The 20,658-nt window shown below is 58.6% G+C and carries 16 protein-coding genes and 2 pseudogenes; 16 read left to right on the top strand and 2 right to left on the bottom strand.

Features of this window, described 5'->3' with window-relative positions:
• The first annotated feature begins 40 nt into the window (after positions 1-40).
• From dnaE to ispD, 8 genes and pseudogenes are all read left to right on the top strand, one after another.
• Complete coding sequence (gene dnaE / locus JFV26_RS22470) at positions 41-3,562, top strand: DNA polymerase III subunit alpha (protein ID WP_201195501.1); 3,522 nt, start codon at positions 41-43, stop codon at positions 3,560-3,562.
• Positions 3,563-3,715: 153 nt separating this feature from the next.
• Positions 3,716-4,663: an acetyl-CoA carboxylase carboxyltransferase subunit alpha gene (locus JFV26_RS22465; RefSeq protein ID WP_201195499.1), complete on the top strand. Its 948-nt coding sequence runs from the start codon at positions 3,716-3,718 to the stop codon at positions 4,661-4,663.
• Positions 4,664-4,811: 148 nt separating this feature from the next.
• Positions 4,812-6,139, top strand: a pseudogene (gene tilS / locus JFV26_RS22460) (tRNA lysidine(34) synthetase TilS).
• A 273-nt stretch (positions 6,140-6,412) separates the two neighbouring features.
• Positions 6,413-8,044 carry a CTP synthase gene (locus JFV26_RS22455; protein WP_201195498.1) on the top strand — a complete coding sequence of 544 codons (1,632 nt, stop codon included), beginning with the start codon at positions 6,413-6,415 and terminating at the stop codon, positions 8,042-8,044.
• A 5-nt stretch (positions 8,045-8,049) separates the two neighbouring features.
• Positions 8,050-8,895 carry a 3-deoxy-8-phosphooctulonate synthase gene (kdsA, locus tag JFV26_RS22450; RefSeq protein ID WP_145252671.1) on the top strand — a complete coding sequence of 282 codons (846 nt, stop codon included), beginning with the start codon at positions 8,050-8,052 and terminating at the stop codon, positions 8,893-8,895.
• Between the two features lie 156 nt (positions 8,896-9,051).
• On the top strand, positions 9,052-10,341 hold the full coding sequence (gene eno, locus JFV26_RS22445; protein ID WP_201195496.1) for a phosphopyruvate hydratase: 1,290 nt from the start codon (positions 9,052-9,054) through the stop codon (positions 10,339-10,341).
• Between the two features lie 169 nt (positions 10,342-10,510).
• The gene (gene ftsB / locus JFV26_RS22440; RefSeq protein ID WP_201195494.1) at positions 10,511-10,789 is read left to right on the top strand and encodes a cell division protein FtsB; all 279 of its coding nucleotides are present in this window, start codon (positions 10,511-10,513) and stop codon (positions 10,787-10,789) included.
• The gene (ispD, locus tag JFV26_RS22435) at positions 10,786-11,493 is read left to right on the top strand and encodes a 2-C-methyl-D-erythritol 4-phosphate cytidylyltransferase (protein ID WP_201195492.1); all 708 of its coding nucleotides are present in this window, start codon (positions 10,786-10,788) and stop codon (positions 11,491-11,493) included. The genes ftsB and ispD overlap by 4 nt, the downstream gene beginning before the upstream one ends.
• Before the next feature lie 112 nt (positions 11,494-11,605).
• On the opposite strand, the gene JFV26_RS22430 is transcribed toward ispD, so the two are convergent.
• On the bottom strand, positions 11,606-12,502 hold the full coding sequence (locus tag JFV26_RS22430) for a LysR substrate-binding domain-containing protein (RefSeq protein WP_201195490.1): 897 nt from the start codon (positions 12,500-12,502) through the stop codon (positions 11,606-11,608).
• A 107-nt stretch (positions 12,503-12,609) separates the two neighbouring features.
• Between JFV26_RS22430 and JFV26_RS22425 the strand changes: the two are divergent.
• The 8 genes and pseudogenes from JFV26_RS22425 (at position 12,610) to rpoS (ending at position 19,836) form a co-directional block, all read left to right on the top strand.
• Positions 12,610-13,721 (top strand): annotated as a pseudogene (locus tag JFV26_RS22425) (S-(hydroxymethyl)glutathione dehydrogenase/class III alcohol dehydrogenase).
• Positions 13,722-13,806: 85 nt separating this feature from the next.
• Complete coding sequence (gene fghA, locus JFV26_RS22420) at positions 13,807-14,658, top strand: S-formylglutathione hydrolase (protein ID WP_201195883.1); 852 nt, start codon at positions 13,807-13,809, stop codon at positions 14,656-14,658.
• A 53-nt stretch (positions 14,659-14,711) separates the two neighbouring features.
• Positions 14,712-15,185 (top strand): 2-C-methyl-D-erythritol 2,4-cyclodiphosphate synthase, encoded by a 474-nt coding sequence (gene ispF, locus JFV26_RS22415; protein ID WP_201195489.1) that lies wholly within the window; start codon positions 14,712-14,714, stop codon positions 15,183-15,185.
• Positions 15,182-16,240: a tRNA pseudouridine(13) synthase TruD gene (truD, locus tag JFV26_RS22410; RefSeq protein ID WP_201195488.1), complete on the top strand. Its 1,059-nt coding sequence runs from the start codon at positions 15,182-15,184 to the stop codon at positions 16,238-16,240. The genes ispF and truD overlap by 4 nt, the downstream gene beginning before the upstream one ends.
• Positions 16,228-16,977, top strand: coding sequence for a 5'/3'-nucleotidase SurE (surE, locus tag JFV26_RS22405; RefSeq protein ID WP_201195487.1), 750 nt, complete (start codon positions 16,228-16,230; stop codon positions 16,975-16,977). The genes truD and surE overlap by 13 nt, the downstream gene beginning before the upstream one ends.
• A gap of 41 nt (positions 16,978-17,018) precedes the next feature.
• A complete protein-coding gene (locus tag JFV26_RS22400; RefSeq protein WP_201195881.1) occupies positions 17,019-17,654 on the top strand; it encodes a protein-L-isoaspartate(D-aspartate) O-methyltransferase in 636 nt (211 codons plus the stop codon).
• Between the two features lie 211 nt (positions 17,655-17,865).
• Positions 17,866-18,723 carry a peptidoglycan DD-metalloendopeptidase family protein gene (locus JFV26_RS22395; RefSeq protein ID WP_201195486.1) on the top strand — a complete coding sequence of 286 codons (858 nt, stop codon included), beginning with the start codon at positions 17,866-17,868 and terminating at the stop codon, positions 18,721-18,723.
• A 105-nt stretch (positions 18,724-18,828) separates the two neighbouring features.
• The gene (gene rpoS, locus JFV26_RS22390; RefSeq protein WP_054047143.1) at positions 18,829-19,836 is read left to right on the top strand and encodes an RNA polymerase sigma factor RpoS; all 1,008 of its coding nucleotides are present in this window, start codon (positions 18,829-18,831) and stop codon (positions 19,834-19,836) included.
• 488 nt (positions 19,837-20,324) lie between these two features.
• On the opposite strand, the gene fdxA is transcribed toward rpoS, so the two are convergent.
• Entirely contained in the window at positions 20,325-20,648 is a 324-nt protein-coding gene (gene fdxA, locus JFV26_RS22385) for a ferredoxin FdxA (RefSeq protein ID WP_201195485.1), read from the bottom strand.
• Positions 20,649-20,658: the final 10 nt, after the last annotated feature.

Genomic DNA, 20,658 nt, shown 5'->3' with positions numbered 1-20,658 from the left:
CTTGTTGTCTTCACGTTTCTAGTTTCTAGACAGGATCACTATGCCGGCTTCATTCGTTCATCTACGCCTGCACACTGAATACTCCCTGGTCGACGGTCTGGTGCGGATCAAACCGCTGGTCAAGACCCTGGTCGGCATGAACATGCCTGCCGTGGCGGTCACTGACCAGAACAACATGTGTTCCCTGGTCAAATTCTATAAAGCTTCCATGGGCGCGGGCATCAAGCCGATCTGCGGCGCCGACCTGTGGCTGTCGAACAAGGATCCGGATAACGCCCTGAGCCGGATCAGCCTGCTGGCGATGAACGCCGTGGGTTATCGCAACCTCACCGAACTGATCTCCCGCGGCTTCATCGACGGCCAACGCAATGGCTCGATCATCATCGAGCGTGAGTGGGTGGCCGAGGCCAGCGAAGGCTTGATCATGCTGTCGGCGGCGAAGGAAGGCGAGATCGGCCTGGCCATGCTTGGCGGCAATCCGGCTGAAGCGGAAACCCTGGCGCGTGAATGGATGAAGGTATTCCCGGATCGCTTTTATCTGGAAATCCAGCGCACCAATCGCCCCAATGATGAAGAGCAACTGCACGGCGCGGTAGCCCTGGCCGAGAAAATCGGCGCGCCACTGGTGGCGACCAACGATGTGCGTTTCATCAAGCAGGAAGACTTCGCGGCCCACGAAACCCGTGTTTGCATCGGTGAGGGCCGCGCCCTCGACGATCCGCGGCGTTCGAAGAACTACAGCGATCAGCAGTACCTCAAAAGCGCCGAGGAAATGGCCGAGCTGTTCAGCGACATTCCCGAGGCGCTGGAAAACACCGTCGAGATCGCCAAGCGCTGCAACATCGAAGTGAAGCTGGGCAAGCACTTCCTGCCCAACTTCCCGATTCCCGATGGCATGACCATCGACGAGTATTTTCGCAAGGTGTCCTTCGATGGCCTGGAGGAGCGCCTGAGCGTTCTGTTGCCCAGGGACACCACCGAAGACTACGAGGCCAAGCGTCAGGTCTACGTTGACCGGCTGAATTTCGAACTGGATATCATCATCCAGATGGGCTTCCCCGGTTACTTCCTGATCGTGATGGACTTTATCCAGTGGGCCAAGAGCAATGGCGTGCCGGTAGGTCCGGGCCGGGGGTCGGGTGCCGGGTCGCTGGTGGCCTATGTGCAGAAGATTACTGACCTCGATCCGCTGGAATATGACCTGCTGTTCGAACGTTTCCTTAACCCGGAACGGGTATCGATGCCCGACTTCGACGTCGACTTCTGCATGGACGGGCGTGACCGGGTTATTGAATACGTGGCCGAGAAGTACGGCCGCAACGCGGTCAGCCAGATCATCACCTTCGGTTCCATGGCCGCCAAAGCGGTGGTCCGTGACGTGGCGCGGGTGCAGGGCAAGTCCTACGGCCTGGCGGATCGTCTGTCGAAGATGATCCCGTTCGAAGTCGGCATGACCCTGGAAAAAGCCTACGAGCAGGAAGAGATCCTGCGTGACTTCATCAAGGTCGATGAAGAGGCTGCCGAAATCTGGGAAATGGCCCGCAAGCTCGAGGGTGTTGTACGTAACGTCGGCAAGCACGCCGGTGGTGTGGTTATCGCGCCGACCAAGTTGACTGACTTTTCGCCGATCTATTGCGACGAGGCCGGTGACGGCCTGGTCACCCAGTTCGACAAGGACGACGTCGAGGCTGCCGGGCTGGTGAAGTTCGACTTCCTCGGTCTGCGGACCCTGACGGTCATCGACTGGGCGCTGAAAACCATCAACCGCGATCGCGCCAAGGTTGATGAGCCGCCGCTGGATATCGCGTTCATCCCGCTCGACGACAAACCGACCTACACGCTGCTGCAAAAAGCTGAAACCACGGCGGTGTTCCAGCTCGAGTCCCGAGGCATGAAAGAGCTGATCAAAAAGCTCAAGCCCGACTGCCTGGAAGACTTGATCGCACTGGTAGCCCTGTTCCGTCCGGGCCCGCTGCAGTCGGGCATGGTGGATGACTTTATCAACCGTAAGCACGGTCGCGCCGAACTGGCGTACCCGCACTCGGACTACCAGTACGAAGGCCTCAAGCCGGTATTGGCGCCGACTTACGGCATCATCCTGTATCAGGAACAGGTGATGCAGATTGCCCAGGTCATGGCCGGCTACACCCTCGGCGGTGCGGACATGCTGCGTCGGGCCATGGGTAAGAAAAAACCCGAAGAAATGGCCAAGCAGCGTGGCGGCTTCATTGAAGGTTGCACCGCTAACAATATCGAAGCGGACCTGGCCGGTAACATTTTCGACCTGGTGGAAAAATTCGCCGGTTACGGCTTCAACAAATCTCACTCGGCCGCATACGGTCTGGTGTCGTACCAAACGGCGTGGCTGAAAACCCACTACCCGGCGCCGTTCATGGCCGCGGTACTGTCGGCGGATATGCACAACACCGACAAGGTCGTGACCTTGATCGAAGAAATTCGCACCATGAAGCTGCGTCTCGACGCGCCGGATGTGAATACTTCGGAATTCAAGTTCACGGTGAACGACGAAGGCCGGATTATTTACGGCCTCGGCGCGATCAAAGGTGTGGGTGAAGGTCCGGTGGAGGCGATTACCGAGGCGCGCCAAGCGGGTCCGTTCAAGGATCTGTTCGACTTCTGCGCCCGTGTCGACCTCAAGCGTATCAACAAGCGCACCCTGGACGGTTTGATCCGTAGCGGCGCACTGGATCGTCTGGGACCTTATTTTCATGACGAGCAGAAAGCCTACCAGGCCAACATCGACCGCAACCGGGCGGTCTTGCTGAACGCCATGGAAGGGGCGATCAAGGCGGCGGAACAAACCGCGCGGACCAAAGACAGCGGCCACGTCGATCTGTTTGGCGGCTTGTTCGTCGAAGAAGACGCCGATGTCTACGCCAATCACCGCAAGGCCAAGGAACTGACCCTCAAGGAACGCCTGAAAGGCGAGAAGGACACCTTGGGCCTGTACCTGACCGGTCACCCGATCGACGAATACGAAGGCGAGATCCGCCGTTTCGCCCGTCAACGCATCATCGACCTGAAGCCGGCGCGCGATACCCAGACTGTCGCGGGGATGATTATCGCCCTGCGGGTCATGAAGAACAAAAAGGGCGACAAGATGGGTTTCATCACCCTCGACGACCGCTCGGGCCGGATCGAGGCGTCGTTGTTTGCCGAGGCGTTCCATTCGGCGCAGTCATTGTTGCAGACCGATGCGATGGTGGTGGTCGAAGGCGAAGTCAGCAACGACGACTTCTCTGGTGGCCTGCGGCTGCGGGTCAAGCGGGTGATGAGCATGGAAGATGCGCGCACCAACCTGGCCGAAAGCCTGCGCCTGAAGCTGCAGACCCAGGATTTGAAGGGCGATCAGCTACGCTGGCTCGGTGAGTTGTTCAAGCGTCACCGCGGTGCTTGCCCGATCACCATGGAGTACACCAGCCCTGATGCGAAGGCCTTGCTGCAGTTCGGCGAGACCTGGCGAATCGACCCGGCGGATGCCTTGATTCAAGCCCTGCGTGACCAGTTCGGGCGAGACAACGTCTTCCTCCAATACCGTTGACGGTCAGGTGGCATTCTTTACCATTAAGAGCATGGTCCTGATCTCGACCCAATTTTTAATCTCGACCTGAACGCGCCTCTCCCTTAAGGTAGGGCGCGAATAGACAACCGGCCGGCCCAAGCTCCCTTGGATGTCGACCCAAGACGGACGCCTATGAACCCGAATTTTCTAGATTTCGAACAGCCGATCGCCGACCTGCAAGCCAAGATCGAAGAGTTGCGCTTGGTCGGTAACGACAATTCGCTGAATATCGGCGATGAGATTTCCCGCCTGCAGGACAAAAGCAGCACGCTGACCGAAGACATCTTCGGCAAGCTGACCAGCTGGCAGATCGCGCGTCTGGCGCGTCACCCGCGTCGCCCGTACACCCTGGACTACATCGAACACATCTTCACCGAGTTCGACGAACTGCACGGCGACCGTCACTTCTCCGACGACGCTGCCATCGTTGGCGGTATCGCCCGTCTGGACGACCAGCCAGTGATGATCATCGGTCACCAGAAAGGCCGTGAAGTGCGCGAGAAGGTTCGCCGCAACTTCGGCATGCCGCGTCCGGAAGGCTACCGCAAGGCCTGCCGCCTGATGGAAATGGCCGAGCGTTTCAAAATGCCGATCCTGACCTTCATCGACACCCTGGGTGCTTACCCAGGCATCGACGCTGAAGAGCGCAACCAGAGCGAAGCGATTGCCTGGAACCTGCGCGTCATGGCACGCCTGAAAACCCCGATCATTGCCACCGTGATCGGTGAAGGTGGTTCTGGCGGTGCGTTGGCAATTGGCGTTTGCGATCAGTTGAACATGCTGCAGTACTCGACCTACGCGGTGATTTCGCCGGAAGGTTGCGCCTCGATTCTGTGGAAAACCGCCGAGAAAGCACCGGATGCCGCTGAAGCCATGGGCATCACCGCCGAGCGCCTCAAAGGCCTGGGCATCGTCGACAAGGTGATCGGCGAGCCTTTGGGCGGCGCCCATCGCGACCCGGCTGCTGCCGCTGCATCGATCCGCGCCGAGCTGAGCTCGCAACTGGCGATGCTGAAGAAGTTCGATAACGAAGCGCTGCTGGCTCGTCGTTACGAGCGCCTGATGAGCTACGGTCTGTAACCGAGCTCGCAATACCCTGTAGAGCTGCCGCAGGCTCGGCGTTCGGACGATCTTTTGATCTTTAAATTGCAAGATCAAAAGATCGTCCGAACGCGGCCCGAGCCTGCGGCAGCTCCTACAGAGGATTTATATGAAGTGATCGATCTCTATGAATCCTTCCAGCATCGATCTGTCTGCCAAGCTCCTGCTTAACCTGAGCCCTTGGCGCAACGCGAAAACCTGGCGCATCGCTTTCTCCGGTGGCCTCGACTCCACCGTCCTGCTGCACCTTCTCGCTCATCTCGCAAAAACCGAATCCCTGCCCGCACTCAGTGCCATCCACGTCCATCACGGTCTTCAGGCTGTGGCTGATGCGTGGCCGGAACATTGCCAGTCGATGTGTGATGCGCTGGGAGTGCCGCTTAAGGTTGTTCGCGTCCAGGTTCAACCCGGCGCCAGCCTTGAGCGCGCCGCCCGGAGGCGCGTTATGGTGCCTTCATCGAGGCGATCCAAACCAATGAAGTATTGCTGACCGCCCAGCACCGTGATGATCAGGCGGAAACCCTGTTGTTTCGCCTGTTGCGCGGGGCCGGGGTCAAAGGGTTATCGGGGATGCCTTCCGAGCGAGCGTTGGGGCATGGGCATTTGCTTCGACCGCTGCTGGATGTCACTCGGGCTGAGCTTGAAACCTATGCCGCCGAGCATCAATTGAGCTGGATCGAGGACCCCTCGAACCAGGATCGGCAGTACTCGCGCAATTACCTGCGTCATCAGGTGTTCCCGATCCTGGTCGAGCGCTGGCCTCAAGCGCTGGCGACCATGGCTCGTAGCGCCGCACATTTACGCGAGGCCCAAGGGTTACTGGATGAGTTGGCGCAGATCGATCTGGCCGAGGCCGGCAGTAGCGGTGAGTTCGATTGGCTGGGAGTGCCTTCCCTGGCGCTGGCCGCGCTGGAAAAACTGTCCAGCCCGCGTCAACGCAATGCCTTGAGTCATTGGCTGGCGACGCGTACTCGTCTGCCGGACAGTGACCATTGGTCGGGTTGGCAAAATCTTCGTGATGCCACTGGCGATGCCTGTCCCATCTGGCGACTGGCGGACGGTGAATTGCACCGGGCGGGCGGGCGCATCTGGTGGTTGTCCGGTGCCTGGCTGCGCACGCCACCGGTTGCCGGCAACTGGGCCGACCCCACGTTGCCACTGTCGTTGCCGGAAAATGGCCGGCTTATGCTGAACGGCCAAATCCCCTATGGCCCGTTGCATATCCGCTATCGTGAGGGAGGCGAGGTCATGGATCTGGCCGATCGCGGTCACCGCGACCTCAAGCGTTTGCTCAATGAGCGCGGTGTTCCGCCGTTTGCCCGTGGCAGATTGCCGCTGCTCTATCGCGGCGAGCATTTACTGGCGGTGGCGGGGCTGCGGGGGTTAGACGGCAGTGCGCGGGATGGCTGGGATTTGCAGTGGCAGCCACTGAACGAAGATCAAGGTTTGAGCTGAAAGGGGCTTTCCGGTAGACTACGCTCCCTTCTTGATACAACTTCTGTGGATTCGCCTGAATTGCAGGAGTTGCCGATTACCAAGCAGTCTTTGCTGGGCGATTCCAAAAAATGTGTAGCGAGCAACGCACCGGTGTTTCATCTCCCGGTCTGTCCCAACGCGGCGGTTTTTTGAAAGATGCACTGTGATTAATGCAGGTGATCGGGGGCTTCGGCCTTCCTTCGCTTTCCCCGGCGGCTCGGACCGCTTTAACGCAGACTTCTAGGGTTTTTCATGACGCGCTACATATTCGTCACGGGCGGTGTTGTTTCTTCATTGGGGAAAGGCATTGCCTCGGCTTCATTGGCGGCCATCCTGGAGGCGCGGGGACTTAAGGTCACCATGCTCAAGCTGGACCCGTACATTAACGTTGACCCGGGCACCATGAGCCCGTTCCAGCACGGTGAAGTGTTCGTCACTCACGACGGCGCCGAGACCGACCTGGATCTGGGCCACTACGAGCGGTTCATCCGCACGACCATGACCCAGAACAACAACTTCACCACCGGCCGTGTCTACGAACACGTCCTGCGCAAAGAGCGCCGTGGTGATTACCTGGGCGCAACCATCCAGGTGATCCCGCACATCACCGACGAGATCAAGCGCCGGATCATCAAGGGCGCCGGTGATGCCGACGTGGCCATGGTCGAGATCGGTGGCACCGTGGGCGACATCGAGTCGCAACCGTTCCTCGAAGCGATCCGTCAATTGCGTTTCGAAGTCGGCGCCAAGCGCGCGATGCTGATGCACCTGACTTTGGTGCCATACATCGCCACGGCCGGCGAAACCAAAACCAAGCCTACCCAGCACTCGGTCAAGGAGCTGCGTTCCATCGGCCTGCAACCCGACGTGCTGGTCTGCCGCTCCGATCACCCGATCGACATCTCGTCGCGTCGCAAGATCGCCCAGTTCACCAACGTTGAAGAACGTGCAGTGATCGCGCTGGAAGACGCCGACACCATCTACAAGATCCCGGGCATTCTGCACTCCCAGGGCCTGGATGATTTCGTTGTCGAGCGTTTCGGCCTGCAATGTGGCGGCGCCGATCTGTCCGAGTGGGAAGCCGTGGTCGACGCCAAGCTCAACCCTGAGCACGAAGTCACCATCGCCATGGTCGGCAAGTACATGGAACTGCTGGACGCCTACAAGTCGCTGATCGAAGCGATGAGTCACGCCGGCATCAGCAACCGCACCAAGGTCAACCTGCGCTACATCGATTCCGAAGACATCGAAAACCAGGGCACTGCGCTGCTGGAAGGTGTCGACGCGATCCTCGTACCGGGCGGCTTCGGTCTGCGCGGCGTGGAAGGCAAGATCACTGCCGTTCAATTCGCTCGCGAAAACAAGGTTCCGTACCTGGGCATCTGCCTGGGCATGCAAGTGGCCGTGATCGAGTTCGCTCGTAACGTGATGGGCTGGAAAGACGCCAACTCCACCGAGTTTGATCGCACCAGCGGTCACCCGGTCGTGGGCCTGATCACCGAGTGGGAAGATGCCACCGGCGCCGTTGAAACCCGTACCGAAACGTCCGACCTGGGCGGCACCATGCGTCTTGGCGCACAGGACTGCCTGCTGGAACCGGGTTCGCTGGTTCACGATTGCTACGCCAAGGACGTGATCGTCGAGCGTCACCGTCATCGCTACGAAGTGAACAACAACCTGTTGCCGAAAATCATGGAAGCCGGCCTGAAAATCACCGGTCGTTCCGGTGATGGCGCGCTGGTAGAAGTGGTTGAAGCCCCGGATCATCCATGGTTCGTCGCTTGCCAGTTCCACCCTGAGTTCACCTCGACACCGCGCGACGGTCACCCGTTGTTCACCGGCTTCGTCAAAGCAGCGCTGACTCAACACCAGAAGAAGGCATAAATCCGATGGCGCAGAAGATCATCCGTGTAGGCGATATCGAGATTGCCAACGACAAGCCAATGGTACTTTTCGGTGGCATGAATGTGCTGGAAAGCCGCGACATGGCGATGCAGGTCTGCGAAGAATACGTAAAGGTCACCGAGAAACTCGGTATCCCTTACGTGTTCAAGGCCAGTTTCGACAAAGCTAACCGCTCCTCCGTGACCTCCTACCGTGGCCCCGGCCTGGAAGAGGGCATGCGGATCTTCCAGGACATCAAGCAAGCTTTCGGCGTGCCGATCATCACCGACGTCCACGAGCCTGACCAGGCCGCGGTCGTCGCTGAAGTCTGCGACATCATCCAGCTGCCAGCCTTCCTGTCGCGCCAGACCGACCTCGTGGTCGCGATGGCCAAGACCGGTGCAGTGATCAACATCAAGAAAGCCCAGTTCCTTGCACCTCACGAGATGAAGCACATCCTGAGCAAATGCGTGGAGGCGGGGAACGATCAGTTGATCCTCTGCGAACGGGGTTCGAGCTTCGGCTACAACAACCTGGTCGTCGACATGCTGGGCTTCGGCATCATGAAGCAGTTCGAATACCCGGTGTTCTTCGACGTGACCCACGCGTTGCAAATGCCCGGCGGTCGCTCCGATTCCGCTGGCGGTCGTCGCGCCCAGGTCACCGACCTGGCCAAGGCCGGCATCAGCCAGTCGTTGGCGGGCCTGTTCCTCGAAGCCCACCCGGACCCGGACAACGCCAAATGCGATGGCCCTTGCGCCTTGCGTCTGGACAAACTGGAGCCATTCCTGGCCCAGCTCAAAGCGTTGGACGAACTGGTTAAGAGTTTTCCGACGGTAGAAACCGCGTAATCCTCAATTCTCCGGTAAAGTACCGCACGATTTAATGTTCAGGCCCTCGGGCCTGAGCCTTATCGTCCGCAAGTCTGCCCGCTGCGAACCACTTGCCGACGATAAAAGATTTCCTTCAGCTGCGTCGTTTTCGTCAACTTTGGAGTGTTTACAACAATGGCAAAAATCGTCGACATCAAAGGTCGTGAAGTTCTCGACTCCCGTGGCAATCCCACCGTCGAAGCGGACGTGCTTCTCGATAACGGCATCATCGGTAGCGCTTGCGCGCCGTCCGGTGCTTCCACTGGCTCGCGTGAAGCGCTCGAGCTGCGTGATGGCGACAAGAGCCGTTACCTGGGCAAGGGCGTACTCAAAGCCGTCGGCAACATCAACGGTCCGATTCGCGACCTGCTGTTGGGTAAAGACCCAAGCGACCAGAAAGCCCTCGATCACGCGATGATCAAGCTCGACGGTACTGAAAACAAAGGCTCCCTGGGCGCCAACGCGATCCTCGCCGTTTCCCTGGCTGCGGCCAAGGCAGCAGCGCAGGACCAGGACCTGCCGCTGTACGCTCACATTGCCAACCTGAACGGCACTCCAGGTGTTTACTCGATGCCGGTTCCGATGATGAACATCATCAACGGTGGCGAGCACGCCGATAACAACGTCGACATCCAGGAATTCATGGTTCAGCCAGTTGGCGCCAAGTCTTTCTCGGAAGGTTTGCGCATGGGCACCGAGATTTTCCATCACCTCAAGGCTGTGTTGAAGGCCCGTGGCCTGAGCACTGCTGTTGGTGACGAAGGTGGTTTCGCGCCGAACCTGGCGTCCAACGAAGACGCTTTGAAAGTGATCTCCGAAGCCGTGGCCAACGCCGGTTACAAGCTGGGCACCGACGTGACCCTGGCTCTGGACTGCGCCGCCAGCGAATTCTACGAAGACGGTAAATACAACCTGTCCGGAGAAGGCCAGGTGTTTACTGCTGAAGGTTTTGCTGACTACCTCAAAGGCCTGACCGAGCGCTACCCGATCATTTCCATCGAAGATGGCCTGGACGAGTCCGACTGGGCTGGCTGGAAAGTCCTCACCGACAAGATCGGCGAGAAAATTCAACTGGTAGGCGACGACCTGTTCGTGACCAACACCAAGATCCTGAAAGAAGGCATCGATAAAAAGATCGCCAACTCGATCCTGATCAAGTTCAACCAGATCGGCACCCTGACCGAAACCCTGGAAGCGATCCAGATGGCCAAGGCCGCTGGTTACACCGCCGTCATCTCGCACCGCTCCGGCGAAACCGAAGATTCGACCATTGCCGACCTGGCTGTGGGCACCGCGGCAGGCCAGATCAAGACCGGCTCCCTGTGCCGTTCCGATCGCGTTTCCAAGTACAACCAACTGCTGCGTATCGAAGAGCAGTTGAACGGCAAAGCCAAGTACAACGGTCGCAGCGAGTTCCGCGGCTGAGTGGCAAATAGTAAAAGGCAGCGGATTGTGTCAAAAAAATCGCGACAGCGTCGATTTTGCCACTAATCTGATGCCTTATAAGCACAAGCCTGGGTCTTCCAGGCTTCGTGCTATCAGAAGCTTCAAAGTTTTGGCATGGCAGTCTTTTTTCACTGGATACCTGATTTCGATGCGCAGTCCCAATTGGTTGTTCCTCATCTTGCTTCTGCTGCTGGCTGGCCTGCAGTACCGCCTGTGGGTGGGAAATGGCAGTCTGGCGCAAGTGGCCGAGCTGACTCAGCAGATCGCGGATCAACACGCTGAGAATGAAGGGTTGCTGGAACGCAATCGGGTGATGGACGCCGAAGTCAGCGAGTTGAAAAAGGGCATGGAGACCGTTGAAGAGCGGGCTCGTCATGAGTTGGGCATGGTCAAGGACGGTGAGACCCTTTACCAGTTGGCTCAATGATCCAGTCGTTACCGGCCTTCTGGGCCGTGATTCCTGCTGCGGGCGTCGGTGCCCGTATGGCCGCGGACCGTCCCAAGCAATACTTGCAACTGGGCGGGCGCACTATTCTGGAACACAGCCTCGGCTGTTTCCTTGATCATCCTTCCCTGAAAGGGTTGGTGGTCAGCCTTGCGATTGATGATCCTTATTGGCCGAACCTGGACTGTGCCTCCGACCCTCGCATTCAGCGGATCGAGGGGGGCGCAGAGCGTTCCGGATCGGTGCTCAACGCGTTGCTGCATTTGCATGCGCTGGGGGCTGATGATGAGGATTGGGTGTTGGTGCATGACGCCGCACGGCCGAATCTGGCCCGTGATGATCTCGATAAGTTACTGAGTGAACTGGCGGATGATCCGGTGGGCGGTTTGTTGGCGGTTCCGGCACGGGACACCCTCAAGCGAGTCGACAAGCACGGGCGTGTGGTCGAAACCGTGGATCGCAGCGTGATCTGGCAGGCTTATACGCCGCAGATGTTTCGCCTCGGCGCGTTGCATCGGGCGTTGGCTGATAGTTTGGTGGCCGATGCGGTGATTACAGACGAAGCTTCGGCAATGGAGTGGTCGGGTTTGGCGCCACGCTTGATCGAAGGTCGGGCAGACAACCTCAAGGTTACGCGCCCCGAAGATCTGGAGTGGTTACGTCAGCGTTGGGCTAATCGCCACTAAAAGATCGCAGCCTTCGGCAGCTCCTACAGAGCCCGAGTACAACGACAATTGTGTGGATGCCCACGGCACCGTAGGAGCTGCCGTAGGCTGCGATCTTTTGATCTTCAAACCTTCAAGCTCGATACTCTGGCCGCTCAGCCAACCCCTCCTTCAAATAATCCACCAGCTTGCGCACCTTCGGCGAAAGATGCCGTTGCTGTGGATAAAGCGCCCACACCGCTGTGTTCGGCGGTTGATGCGCTTCCAGCAGCGAAATCAACGCGCCGCTGTGCAAATGCTCCAGCACGTAATAGTCCGGCAACTGACACAACCCCACCCCATGTAGCGCCGCATCCAGTACGGCTTGCCCGCTGTTGCAACGCCAGTTTCCCTGCACCCGTTGGGAAAATTCCCGGCCGTTCTGTTCCAGTTGCCACATGTCCGAACTGCCGATGAGGCAGTTATGCCGGCTCAATTCCGACAAGCTGTGTGGCCGGCCATACCGTTCCAGATAGGACGGTGACGCGCACAGGTACATGCGCCGTGGCGCCAGGCGTGTCGCTACCAGTCGCGAGTCTTGCAGGCGGCCAAGGCGGATCGCCAGGTCCAGGCCTTCATGCACCAGGTCGAGTTGGCGATTGCTCAGTTCAATGTCGATTCGAAGTTGTGGATAGAGCGCCATGAACCGAGTCACCAGCGGCACGATGAACCGTTCGCCGTACGCCACGGCGCAGGTCATGCGCAGCATGCCCTTGGGTTCGCTGGTCAGGTCGCCGACCGCGCGCAAGGCTTCTTCGCGGCCATCCTGTAGACGCTGGCAATGTTGCAGGAAGGTTTGCCCGGCCTCGGTCAGCGTCACTCGACGCGTGCTGCGATACAGCAGGCGCGTTTGCAGGCGCTCTTCCAGGCGTACGATTTGTCGACTGACATGGGAGGAGGAAACCCCAAGGCGTTCAGCCGCAGCGGTGAATTGGCTGCACTCGGCGACAGCCACGAACTCGTCGATCCCTTCCCAGCGATTTTCGGACATCAAGGATTATCCCTGTACGGCAATAATATTTTGCATTTGTCCCGATTATTCATCGTTCGGCCATGTATTACACTTCCTGTCTCGTTTTTATTCACTGGAGAGTCAGCATGATCAAGTCGCGCGCCGCCGTTGCCTTCGAGGCCAAGAAACCCCTTGAGATCGTTGAAGTCGATGTCGCCATGCCCAAGGCCGGTGAAGTCCTGCTGCGCGTCGTGGCTTCCGGTGTTTGCCACACCGACGCCTACACCTTGTCCGGTGCGGATCCGGAAGGCATCTTCCCGTCGATCCTCGGTCATGAAGGTGGCGCTGTAGTTGAAGCCATCGGCGAAGGCGTGACGTCGGTCGCGGTTGGCGATCATGTGATCCCGCTGTACACCCCGGAATGCCGCCAGTGCAAATTCTGCCTGTCGGGCAAAACCAACCTCTGCCAGGCGATTCGTGCCACTCAAGGAAAAGGCCTGATGCCGGATGGCACTTCGCGCTTTTCCTACAAAGGCCAGTCGATTTTCCACTACATGGGCACCTCGACCTTTTCCGAGTACACCGTGCTGCCGGAAATCTCCGTCGCCAGGATTGCGAAAGAAGCACCGCTGGAAAAAGTCTGCCTGCTGGGCTGTGGTGTCACCACCGGCATCGGCGCGGTACTCAACACTGCCAAGGTGAAACCGGGTGATACCGTCGCCATTTTCGGCCTCGGCGGCATCGGTCTGTCGGCGGTGATCGGCGCGGTCAAAGCCAAGGCTGCGCGGATCATCGCCATCGATATCAACCCGGCAAATTCGAGATTGCCAAGCAATTGGGTGCAACCGATTGCGTCAACCCGAAAGACTTCGACCGTCCGATCCAGGAAGTCATCGTCGACATGACCGATGGCGGCGTCGACTTTTCCTTCGAGTGCATCGGCAACGTGCAATTGATGCGTGCAGCCCTTGAGTGCTGCCACAAGGGGTGGGGCGAGTCGGTCATCATCGGTGTGGCCGGTGCCGGCCAGGAAATCTCGACCCGTCCGTTCCAGCTGGTCACCGGTCGCGTCTGGCGCGGTTCGGCGTTCGGTGGCGTGCGCGGTCGCACCGAGCTGCCAAGCTACGTGGAAATGGCCGCGACCGGCGAGATCCCGCTGGATACCTTCATCACCCACACCATGGGCCTGGAAGATATCAACAAGGCGTTTGACCTGATGCATGAAGGCAAGAGCATCCGTTCCGTCATTCATTTCTAAGAAGCAGCTGTAAGCCGCAAGCCATAAGCTGCAAGAGAGCGCGCCTCGACTTGCAGCTTCAAGCTTTTGGCTTGCCGCTGGGAGGATTCCCATGAGCCTGGAAAATATCTCCTGCCAGAAGAGCTTCGGCGGCTGGCATAAACGCTACCGGCACCGCTCCGACGTGCTCGGCTGCGACATGGTGTTCGCCGTGTACCTGCCGCCGCAAGCGGAGCAGGGCGGCAAACTGCCGGTGCTGTACTGGTTGTCCGGCCTGACCTGCACCGATGAGAACTTCATGCACAAGGCCGGCGCCCTGCGCATGGCTGCCGAGCTGGGGCTGATCATCGTCGCGCCGGACACCAGTCCGCGCGGCGCGGATGTGCCGGGTGATCCGGACGGCGCCTGGGACTTTGGCCTGGGTGCCGGTTTCTATCTGAATGCCACGCAGGAACCGTGGTCGCGACACTATCGGATGCATGACTATGTCGTGCAGGAGTTGCCGGCATTGGTCGAAGCGCATTTTCCGGCGTCTGACAAACGCGGCATCAGCGGGCACTCCATGGGTGGCCACGGTGCGCTGGTTTGCGCGCTGCGTAATCCGGGGCGTTATCAGTCGGTGTCGGCATTTTCGCCGATCAACAATCCGATGGATTGCCCGTGGGGCCAAAAGGCCTTCTCCCGCTACCTGGGTGAAGACCGTTCCAAGTGGCGCGAATGGGATGCGTGCGCCCTGATCGCCGAGGCTGCCGAGAAGCTGCCGTTGCTGGTCGACCAAGGTGATCGCGACGATTTCCTCGCCACCCAGCTCAAGCCTGAAGCCCTGCAACAGGCCGCCAAACTGGCCGGTCATCCGCTGACCTTGCGCCTGCAACCGGGCTACGACCACAGCTATTTCTTCATCGCCAGCTTCATTGATGAGCACTTGCAGCATCACGCACGCGCTCTAGGCGCCTAATGTCTGACAAAGCAGGTAGAATCACGCCCTGACAAAAATCGGGGCGTTTTTTTATGCGTATTGGCCACGGCTATGATGTGCACCGTTTCGCTGAAGGCGATTTCATTACTCTGGGCGGCGTGCGCATTGCACACGGCTTCGGGCTGCTCGCTCACTCCGACGGTGACGTCCTGCTGCACGCCTTGAGCGATGCCTTGCTTGGCGCGGCTGCGCTGGGTGATATCGGCAAGCATTTCCCGGACACCGACCCGACATTCAAAGGCGCCGACAGCCGTGTGCTGTTGCGTCACGTCGTCGCACTGATCCACGCCAAGGGCTGGAAAGTCGGCAATGTGGATAACACCATCGTCGCCCAGGCGCCGAAAATGGCCCCGCATATCGAATCGATGCGTGCGCTGATTGCCGCGGATCTTCAAGTTGAGTTGGATCAAGTGAACGTTAAAGCTACCACCACTGAAAAGCTTGGCTTTGTCGGTCGCGAAGAAGGCATTGCCGTGCATTGCATTGCTTTGTTGCTGCGCGCATGAACGAATTGCAATTGCTCGGCCCGCGCGCCTATGGCGAAGCCCTCGGCACGGCGGTACTGAAAGCCACTGCGGAGGATTTCCAGGTCGATGAAGTGCTCAATATCCCGCTCAGCGGCGATGGCGAGCACCTGTGGATCTGGGTTGAAAAACGCGGTCTGAACACCGAAGAAGCCGCACGACGGATTGCCAAGGCTGCCGGCGTGCCGTTGCGCACCGTCAGTTACGCGGGTTTGAAGGATCGTCAGGCGCTGACTCGCCAGTGGTTCAGTGTGCAACTGCCGGGCAAGGCTGACCCTGACTTGTCGGCAGCAGAAAACGACACGCTGAAGATCCTCAAGACCGGCCGGCACAAGCGCAAGCTGCAACGCGGTGCCCACTCGGCCAATGGTTTCACCTTGCGCCTGACCCGGTTTGCCGGCGACAAGGTTGCGATCGAAGAACGCCTGCAACTGATCGCCAAGCAAGGTATTCCCAATTATTTCGGCTCCCAGCGCTTTGGCTTTGACGGCGGTAACGTCGTTGACGCGCGCGGCTGGGCTGCACGCAAGGCGTTGCCGGAACAGCGTAACGTCCGTTCGCGGCTGCTCTCTACCGCTCGCAGTTTTCTGTTCAATCAGGTGCTGGCGGCGCGTGTGGCCGATGGCACCTGGCAGCGTGCTCTGGTCGGTGACCTGCTGGCGTTTACCGACAGTCGCAGCTTCTTTCCGGCAGGTGTTGCCGAATGCAGCGACCCACGCCTGGCGATTCTTGACCTGCATCCGACTGGCCCGCAGTGGGGCGAAGGTGACTCGCCGGCCACGGGCGCTGTCCATGAACTGGAGCAGGAAATCGCCAGCCGCGAAGCAGACTTGCGCGATTGGTTGATTAACGCCGGTATGAGCCACGAACGTCGCATCCTGCGGCTGCCCATTGGTGGGTTGACGTGGCATTATCCCGAGCCTGACATTCTGCAACTGGAATTCGTCCTCCCGGCCGGATGCTTTGCCACCGTATTGGTGCGCGAACTCGTCGATCTGGTGCCGGTGGGGCAGACGGACAGCCCATGCGTATTCTGATATCTAACGACGATGGGGTAACCGCACCCGGTCTCGCCGCGCTTTATGCTGCGCTGGCGGATTACACCGAGTGCGTGGTTATCGCCCCGGACCAGGACAAAAGTGGCGCCAGCAGTTCGCTGACGCTCGACCGTCCGTTGCACCCGCAAACCCTGGCCAATGGCTTTATCAGCCTCAACGGCACACCCACCGATTGCGTGCACCTGGGCCTTAACGGCTTGCTGGAGCGCGAACCGGACATGGTGGTGTCCGGTATTAACCTGGGCGCCAACCTGGGGGACGACGTTTTGTACTCCGGTACCGTGGCGGCGGCCCTTGAAGGTCGCTTCCTGGAGCGGCCTTCGTTTGCCTTTTCGTTGGTCTCACGACAAGTAGAGAACCTGCCCACAGCCGCCTACTTTGCGCGCAAACTGGTCGAAGCCCATGCTGACCTCCTGTTGCCACCGCGCACGGTGCTGAACGTGAATATTCCCAACCTGCCGCTGGACCACATCCGCGGTATACAGTTGACCCGCCTCGGGCATCGCGCCCGCGCTGCGGCGCCATTGAAAGTCGTCGACCCGCGAGGCAAGTCCGGTTATTGGATTGCTGCCGCAGGTGACGCCGAAGACGGTGGCCCGGGCACCGATTTCCATGCGGTGATGCAGGGTTATGTGTCGATCACCCCATTACAACTGGATCGCACCTTCAACGATGCCTTCAGAAGTCTCGATGGCTGGCTGGAGGGGCTGCGCTAATGGGCCGTGAACAAGACGATATGCTGCGTCGCGGCATCGGGATGACCTCTCAACGGACCCGCGAGCGCCTCATTCAGCGGCTGTATGAAGAGGGGATTTCCAACGCCAAGGTGCTGGAAGTCATCCGCCGTACACCGCGTCACCTGTTCGTCGACGAGGCGCTGGCTCACCGGGCCTACGAAGACACGGCGCTGCCGATCGGCAATAACCAGACCATCTCCCAGCCTTATATGGTGGCGCGCATGAGCGAGCTGCTGCTGGAGGCAGGTCCACTGGACAAGGTGATGGAGATCGGCACAGGTTCGGGTTACCAGACCGCCGTGCTGTCGCAACTGGTGGAGCGGGTGTTTTCCGTGGAGCGCATCAAGGTCCTGCAGGACCGGGCCAAGGAGCGCCTGGTCGAGCTGAACCTGCGCAACGTGGTATTCCGTTGGGGCGATGGCTGGGAAGGCTGGCCGGCACTGGCGCCGTATAACGGCATTATTGTCACTGCTGTCGCCACCGACGTGCCCCAGGCACTGCTCGATCAGTTGGCGCCGGGCGGGCGACTGGTGATACCGGTCGGCTCTGGTGAGGTCCAGCAATTGATGCTGATCATCCGTGAAGAACAGGGCTTTTCCAGGCGTGTTCTGGGGGCTGTGCGCTTCGTGCCGTTGCTCCATGGGCCACTGGCCTGAGCATTTGTTTTTGCGCGCTGAATTCTCTTCGATTGTCCGGGTCTTACTCCGGCATCGATTGGTTAAACGGGATTTATCGTCAGGTAGCAAACGTGTGCGCGAAGCAATTTCGCTTCATTAAAGGTAAAGCCTGTACGGCCCGTTATACTTGCGACATTTCGTGCCGGAACACGGCAATCCACAATTTCAGCCACCACAAAGGGAGCGGCGGGTGAGTCTCACAGTCATTGCGCAGCGTATGGGTACAACAAGCTTTCAGCGCCTGGTGACTGGCCTTGTCTTGAGCACGTTGCTGGTCGGTTGCTCCAGTACCAAATCGAATTCCGTAGGCGTGGTGGATCGTAACAATGCCGTCGCTCAGCGGCCGGCAGTGACCACGGGTCAGTACGTCGTTCGGCCGAAAGACACCCTGTTCTCGATCGCTTTTCGCTACGGTTGGGACTACAAAGCCCTCGCAGCGCGGAACAATATTCCTACGCCCTACACGATACATCCGGGTCAGACAATTCGCTTCGATGGGCGTACCGGTTCAACGCCGACGGCGGTGGCCAGTTCGTCCGATTCAACGCCTTCGTCATCGCTGAAAACCACGGTAATCCGACGCCAGGCAAATGGCACAACGACGAGCACGGCGGTGGTTGCACCGTCCGTCGCCAACAAGTCGGCACCCGCTCCGCTGCCTCCAGCGGGCCCGGCCCCGACCGGCTGGGGATGGCCATCTAATGGCATATTAATTGGAAAATTCTCTTCAAACGGTAGTTTGAATAAAGGAATTGATATCGCCGGGGATTTGGGACAGCCTGTTTTAGCTGCGTCTGATGGGACGGTGGTATACGCCGGGAGTGGCTTAAGGGGCTACGGCGAATTAGTCATCATCAAACACAGCGATACCTACGTCAGTGCCTACGGACATAACCGCAGGCTGTTGGTTCGGGAGGGGCAGCAGGTCAAAGTCGGACAGACAATTGCCGAAATGGGGTCAACGGGTACAGACCGGGTGAAACTGCATTTTGAGATTCGCCGACAAGGTAAACCTGTAGATCCGCTGCAATTCCTGCCACGTCGTTGATTTGTTGCCAGCCTGTTCCGTCACGTAGAGGGGACAGGCTCCAGCGTTGCCAAGGATAAAGGCGCCGCTTGAGCTTGAGGTCGAACTCACCAAAGGACTATAACAATGGCTCTCAGTAAAGAAGTGCCGGAGTTTGACATCGACGATGAGGTTCTCCTTATGGAGACCGGCATCGCTACGGATTCGATGTCGAATGATGAAGGGGCTGCTCCACCTTCCGTTCGCGCCAAATCCAAACACTCCGCTTCGCTAAAGCAACACAAGTACATCGACTACACGCGGGCACTTGATGCCACGCAGCTGTATCTCAATGAAATCGGCTTTTCCCCGCTGCTCTCTCCGGAAGAAGAAGTTCATTTTGCGCGCCTGTCGCAAAGTGGCGATCCGGCCGGGCGCAAACGCATGATTGAAAGCAACCTGCGGCTGGTGGTGAAAATCGCCCGACGTTACGTCAATCGTGGCTTGTCGCTGCTGGACCTGATCGAAGAGGGCAACCTCGGGCTGATCCGGGCAGTGGAAAAGTTCGACCCTGAGCGCGGCTTCCGCTTTTCGACCTACGCAACCTGGTGGATTCGTCAGACCATCGAGCGCGCGATCATGAATCAGACCCGGACCATCCGGTTGCCGATCCATGTGGTCAAAGAGCTCAACGTGTACCTGCGGGCTGCACGGGAGCTGACGCAAAAACTCGATCACGAACCTTCACCCGAAGAAATCGCCAACCTGCTGGAAAAACCGGTGGGCGAGGTCAAGCGCATGCTGGGCCTGAACGAACGGGTTTCTTCGGTCGACGTCTCGCTGGGTCCGGATTCGGATAAAACCCTGCTGGACACCCTTACCGACGATCGTCCAACCGATCCATGCGAACTGTTGCAGGACGATGACCTGTCCCAGAGCATCGATCAGTGGCTCTCGGAGCTGACCGACAAGCAGCGTGAGGTGGTGATTCGCCGCTTCGGCCTGCGCGGTCACGAGAGCAGCACGCTTGAAGATGTAGGCCTGGAAATCGGCCTGACCCGGGAGCGGGTCAGGCAAATCCAGGTTGAAGGGCTCAAACGCCTTCGGGAGATTCTCGAGAAGAACGGCCTGTCGAGCGAGTCGCTGTTTCAATAAAGCCCTCACTCAATGGCACCAAAAAGCCCCGACTGGTTCGGGGCTTTTTGTTGCCTGGGAGAAGTGCGGGACACCAACTCAGGTTTGTAGTCTCACGCTGTAAGACTTGGCTTACTCTTTCGTAAGTGTTCGCTATTTTTACAGGTTGGTAGTCGTCTATTTGAATTGTGAGATTAATTTAAATAGCTGATTTGTATAGGTATTTAAATTTATTAATGGCATGTGACAGTGAGTTTCAGCGTCAGGAGCCGATTGCTCTTGCCGGGGAATTCTCTAGTATCTGGGGTGTGTCGACGGATCGACACACCCTTCAAGAAGAGGGGAAAGGACATCGCAGGACGCGGTTCATCAGGACGATGAAAAGGAATACAGGGAATAGGGAAAAAATGTGGGCGGGTCAAACCGCCCCTTTTTTTGCCTTGAAAAAATAAAGATCGTAAAAAACAAAAAAAGGCCCGCAAGGGGCCTTTTTCAAGAACGCGGGGTAATCAGCGTTCGAGGTCTTTGATCTTGCCTTTGACGCCATCCCACTCTTCGGCATCAGGCATCGATTCTTTCTTCTCGGTGATGTTCGGCCAGATTTCGGCCAGATCAACGTTCAGTTGAATGAATTCCTGCATCTCTTCCGGGACTTCATCCTCGGAGAAGATGGCCACGGCCGGGCATTCTGGTTCGCACAGTGCGCAGTCGATGCACTCATCCGGGTGAATCACCAGGAAGTTCGGGCCTTCGTAAAAGCAGTCCACCGGACAGACTTCTACGCAGTCGGTGTACTTGCACTTGATGCAGTTGTCGGTGACGACGAAGGTCATTTCTAATTTT

The organism is Pseudomonas sp. TH31, from assembly GCF_016650815.1.
Classification (GTDB): domain Bacteria; phylum Pseudomonadota; class Gammaproteobacteria; order Pseudomonadales; family Pseudomonadaceae; genus Aquipseudomonas.
This window is presented reverse-complemented; position numbering and strand designations above follow the sequence as displayed.

Coding starts and splice junctions, on each gene's coding strand:
- dnaE (WP_201195501.1), top strand. CDS start 41: ATGCCGGCTTCATTCGTTCATCTACGCCTGCACACTGAATACTCCCTG.
- JFV26_RS22465 (WP_201195499.1), top strand. CDS start 3,716: ATGAACCCGAATTTTCTAGATTTCGAACAGCCGATCGCCGACCTGCAA.
- JFV26_RS22455 (WP_201195498.1), top strand. CDS start 6,413: ATGACGCGCTACATATTCGTCACGGGCGGTGTTGTTTCTTCATTGGGG.
- kdsA (WP_145252671.1), top strand. CDS start 8,050: ATGGCGCAGAAGATCATCCGTGTAGGCGATATCGAGATTGCCAACGAC.
- eno (WP_201195496.1), top strand. CDS start 9,052: ATGGCAAAAATCGTCGACATCAAAGGTCGTGAAGTTCTCGACTCCCGT.
- ftsB (WP_201195494.1), top strand. CDS start 10,511: ATGCGCAGTCCCAATTGGTTGTTCCTCATCTTGCTTCTGCTGCTGGCT.
- ispD (WP_201195492.1), top strand. CDS start 10,786: ATGATCCAGTCGTTACCGGCCTTCTGGGCCGTGATTCCTGCTGCGGGC.
- JFV26_RS22430 (WP_201195490.1), bottom strand. CDS start 12,502: ATGTCCGAAAATCGCTGGGAAGGGATCGACGAGTTCGTGGCTGTCGCC.
- ispF (WP_201195489.1), top strand. CDS start 14,712: ATGCGTATTGGCCACGGCTATGATGTGCACCGTTTCGCTGAAGGCGAT.
- truD (WP_201195488.1), top strand. CDS start 15,182: ATGAACGAATTGCAATTGCTCGGCCCGCGCGCCTATGGCGAAGCCCTC.
- surE (WP_201195487.1), top strand. CDS start 16,228: ATGCGTATTCTGATATCTAACGACGATGGGGTAACCGCACCCGGTCTC.
- JFV26_RS22400 (WP_201195881.1), top strand. CDS start 17,019: ATGACCTCTCAACGGACCCGCGAGCGCCTCATTCAGCGGCTGTATGAA.
- rpoS (WP_054047143.1), top strand. CDS start 18,829: ATGGCTCTCAGTAAAGAAGTGCCGGAGTTTGACATCGACGATGAGGTT.
- fdxA (WP_201195485.1), bottom strand. CDS start 20,648: ATGACCTTCGTCGTCACCGACAACTGCATCAAGTGCAAGTACACCGAC.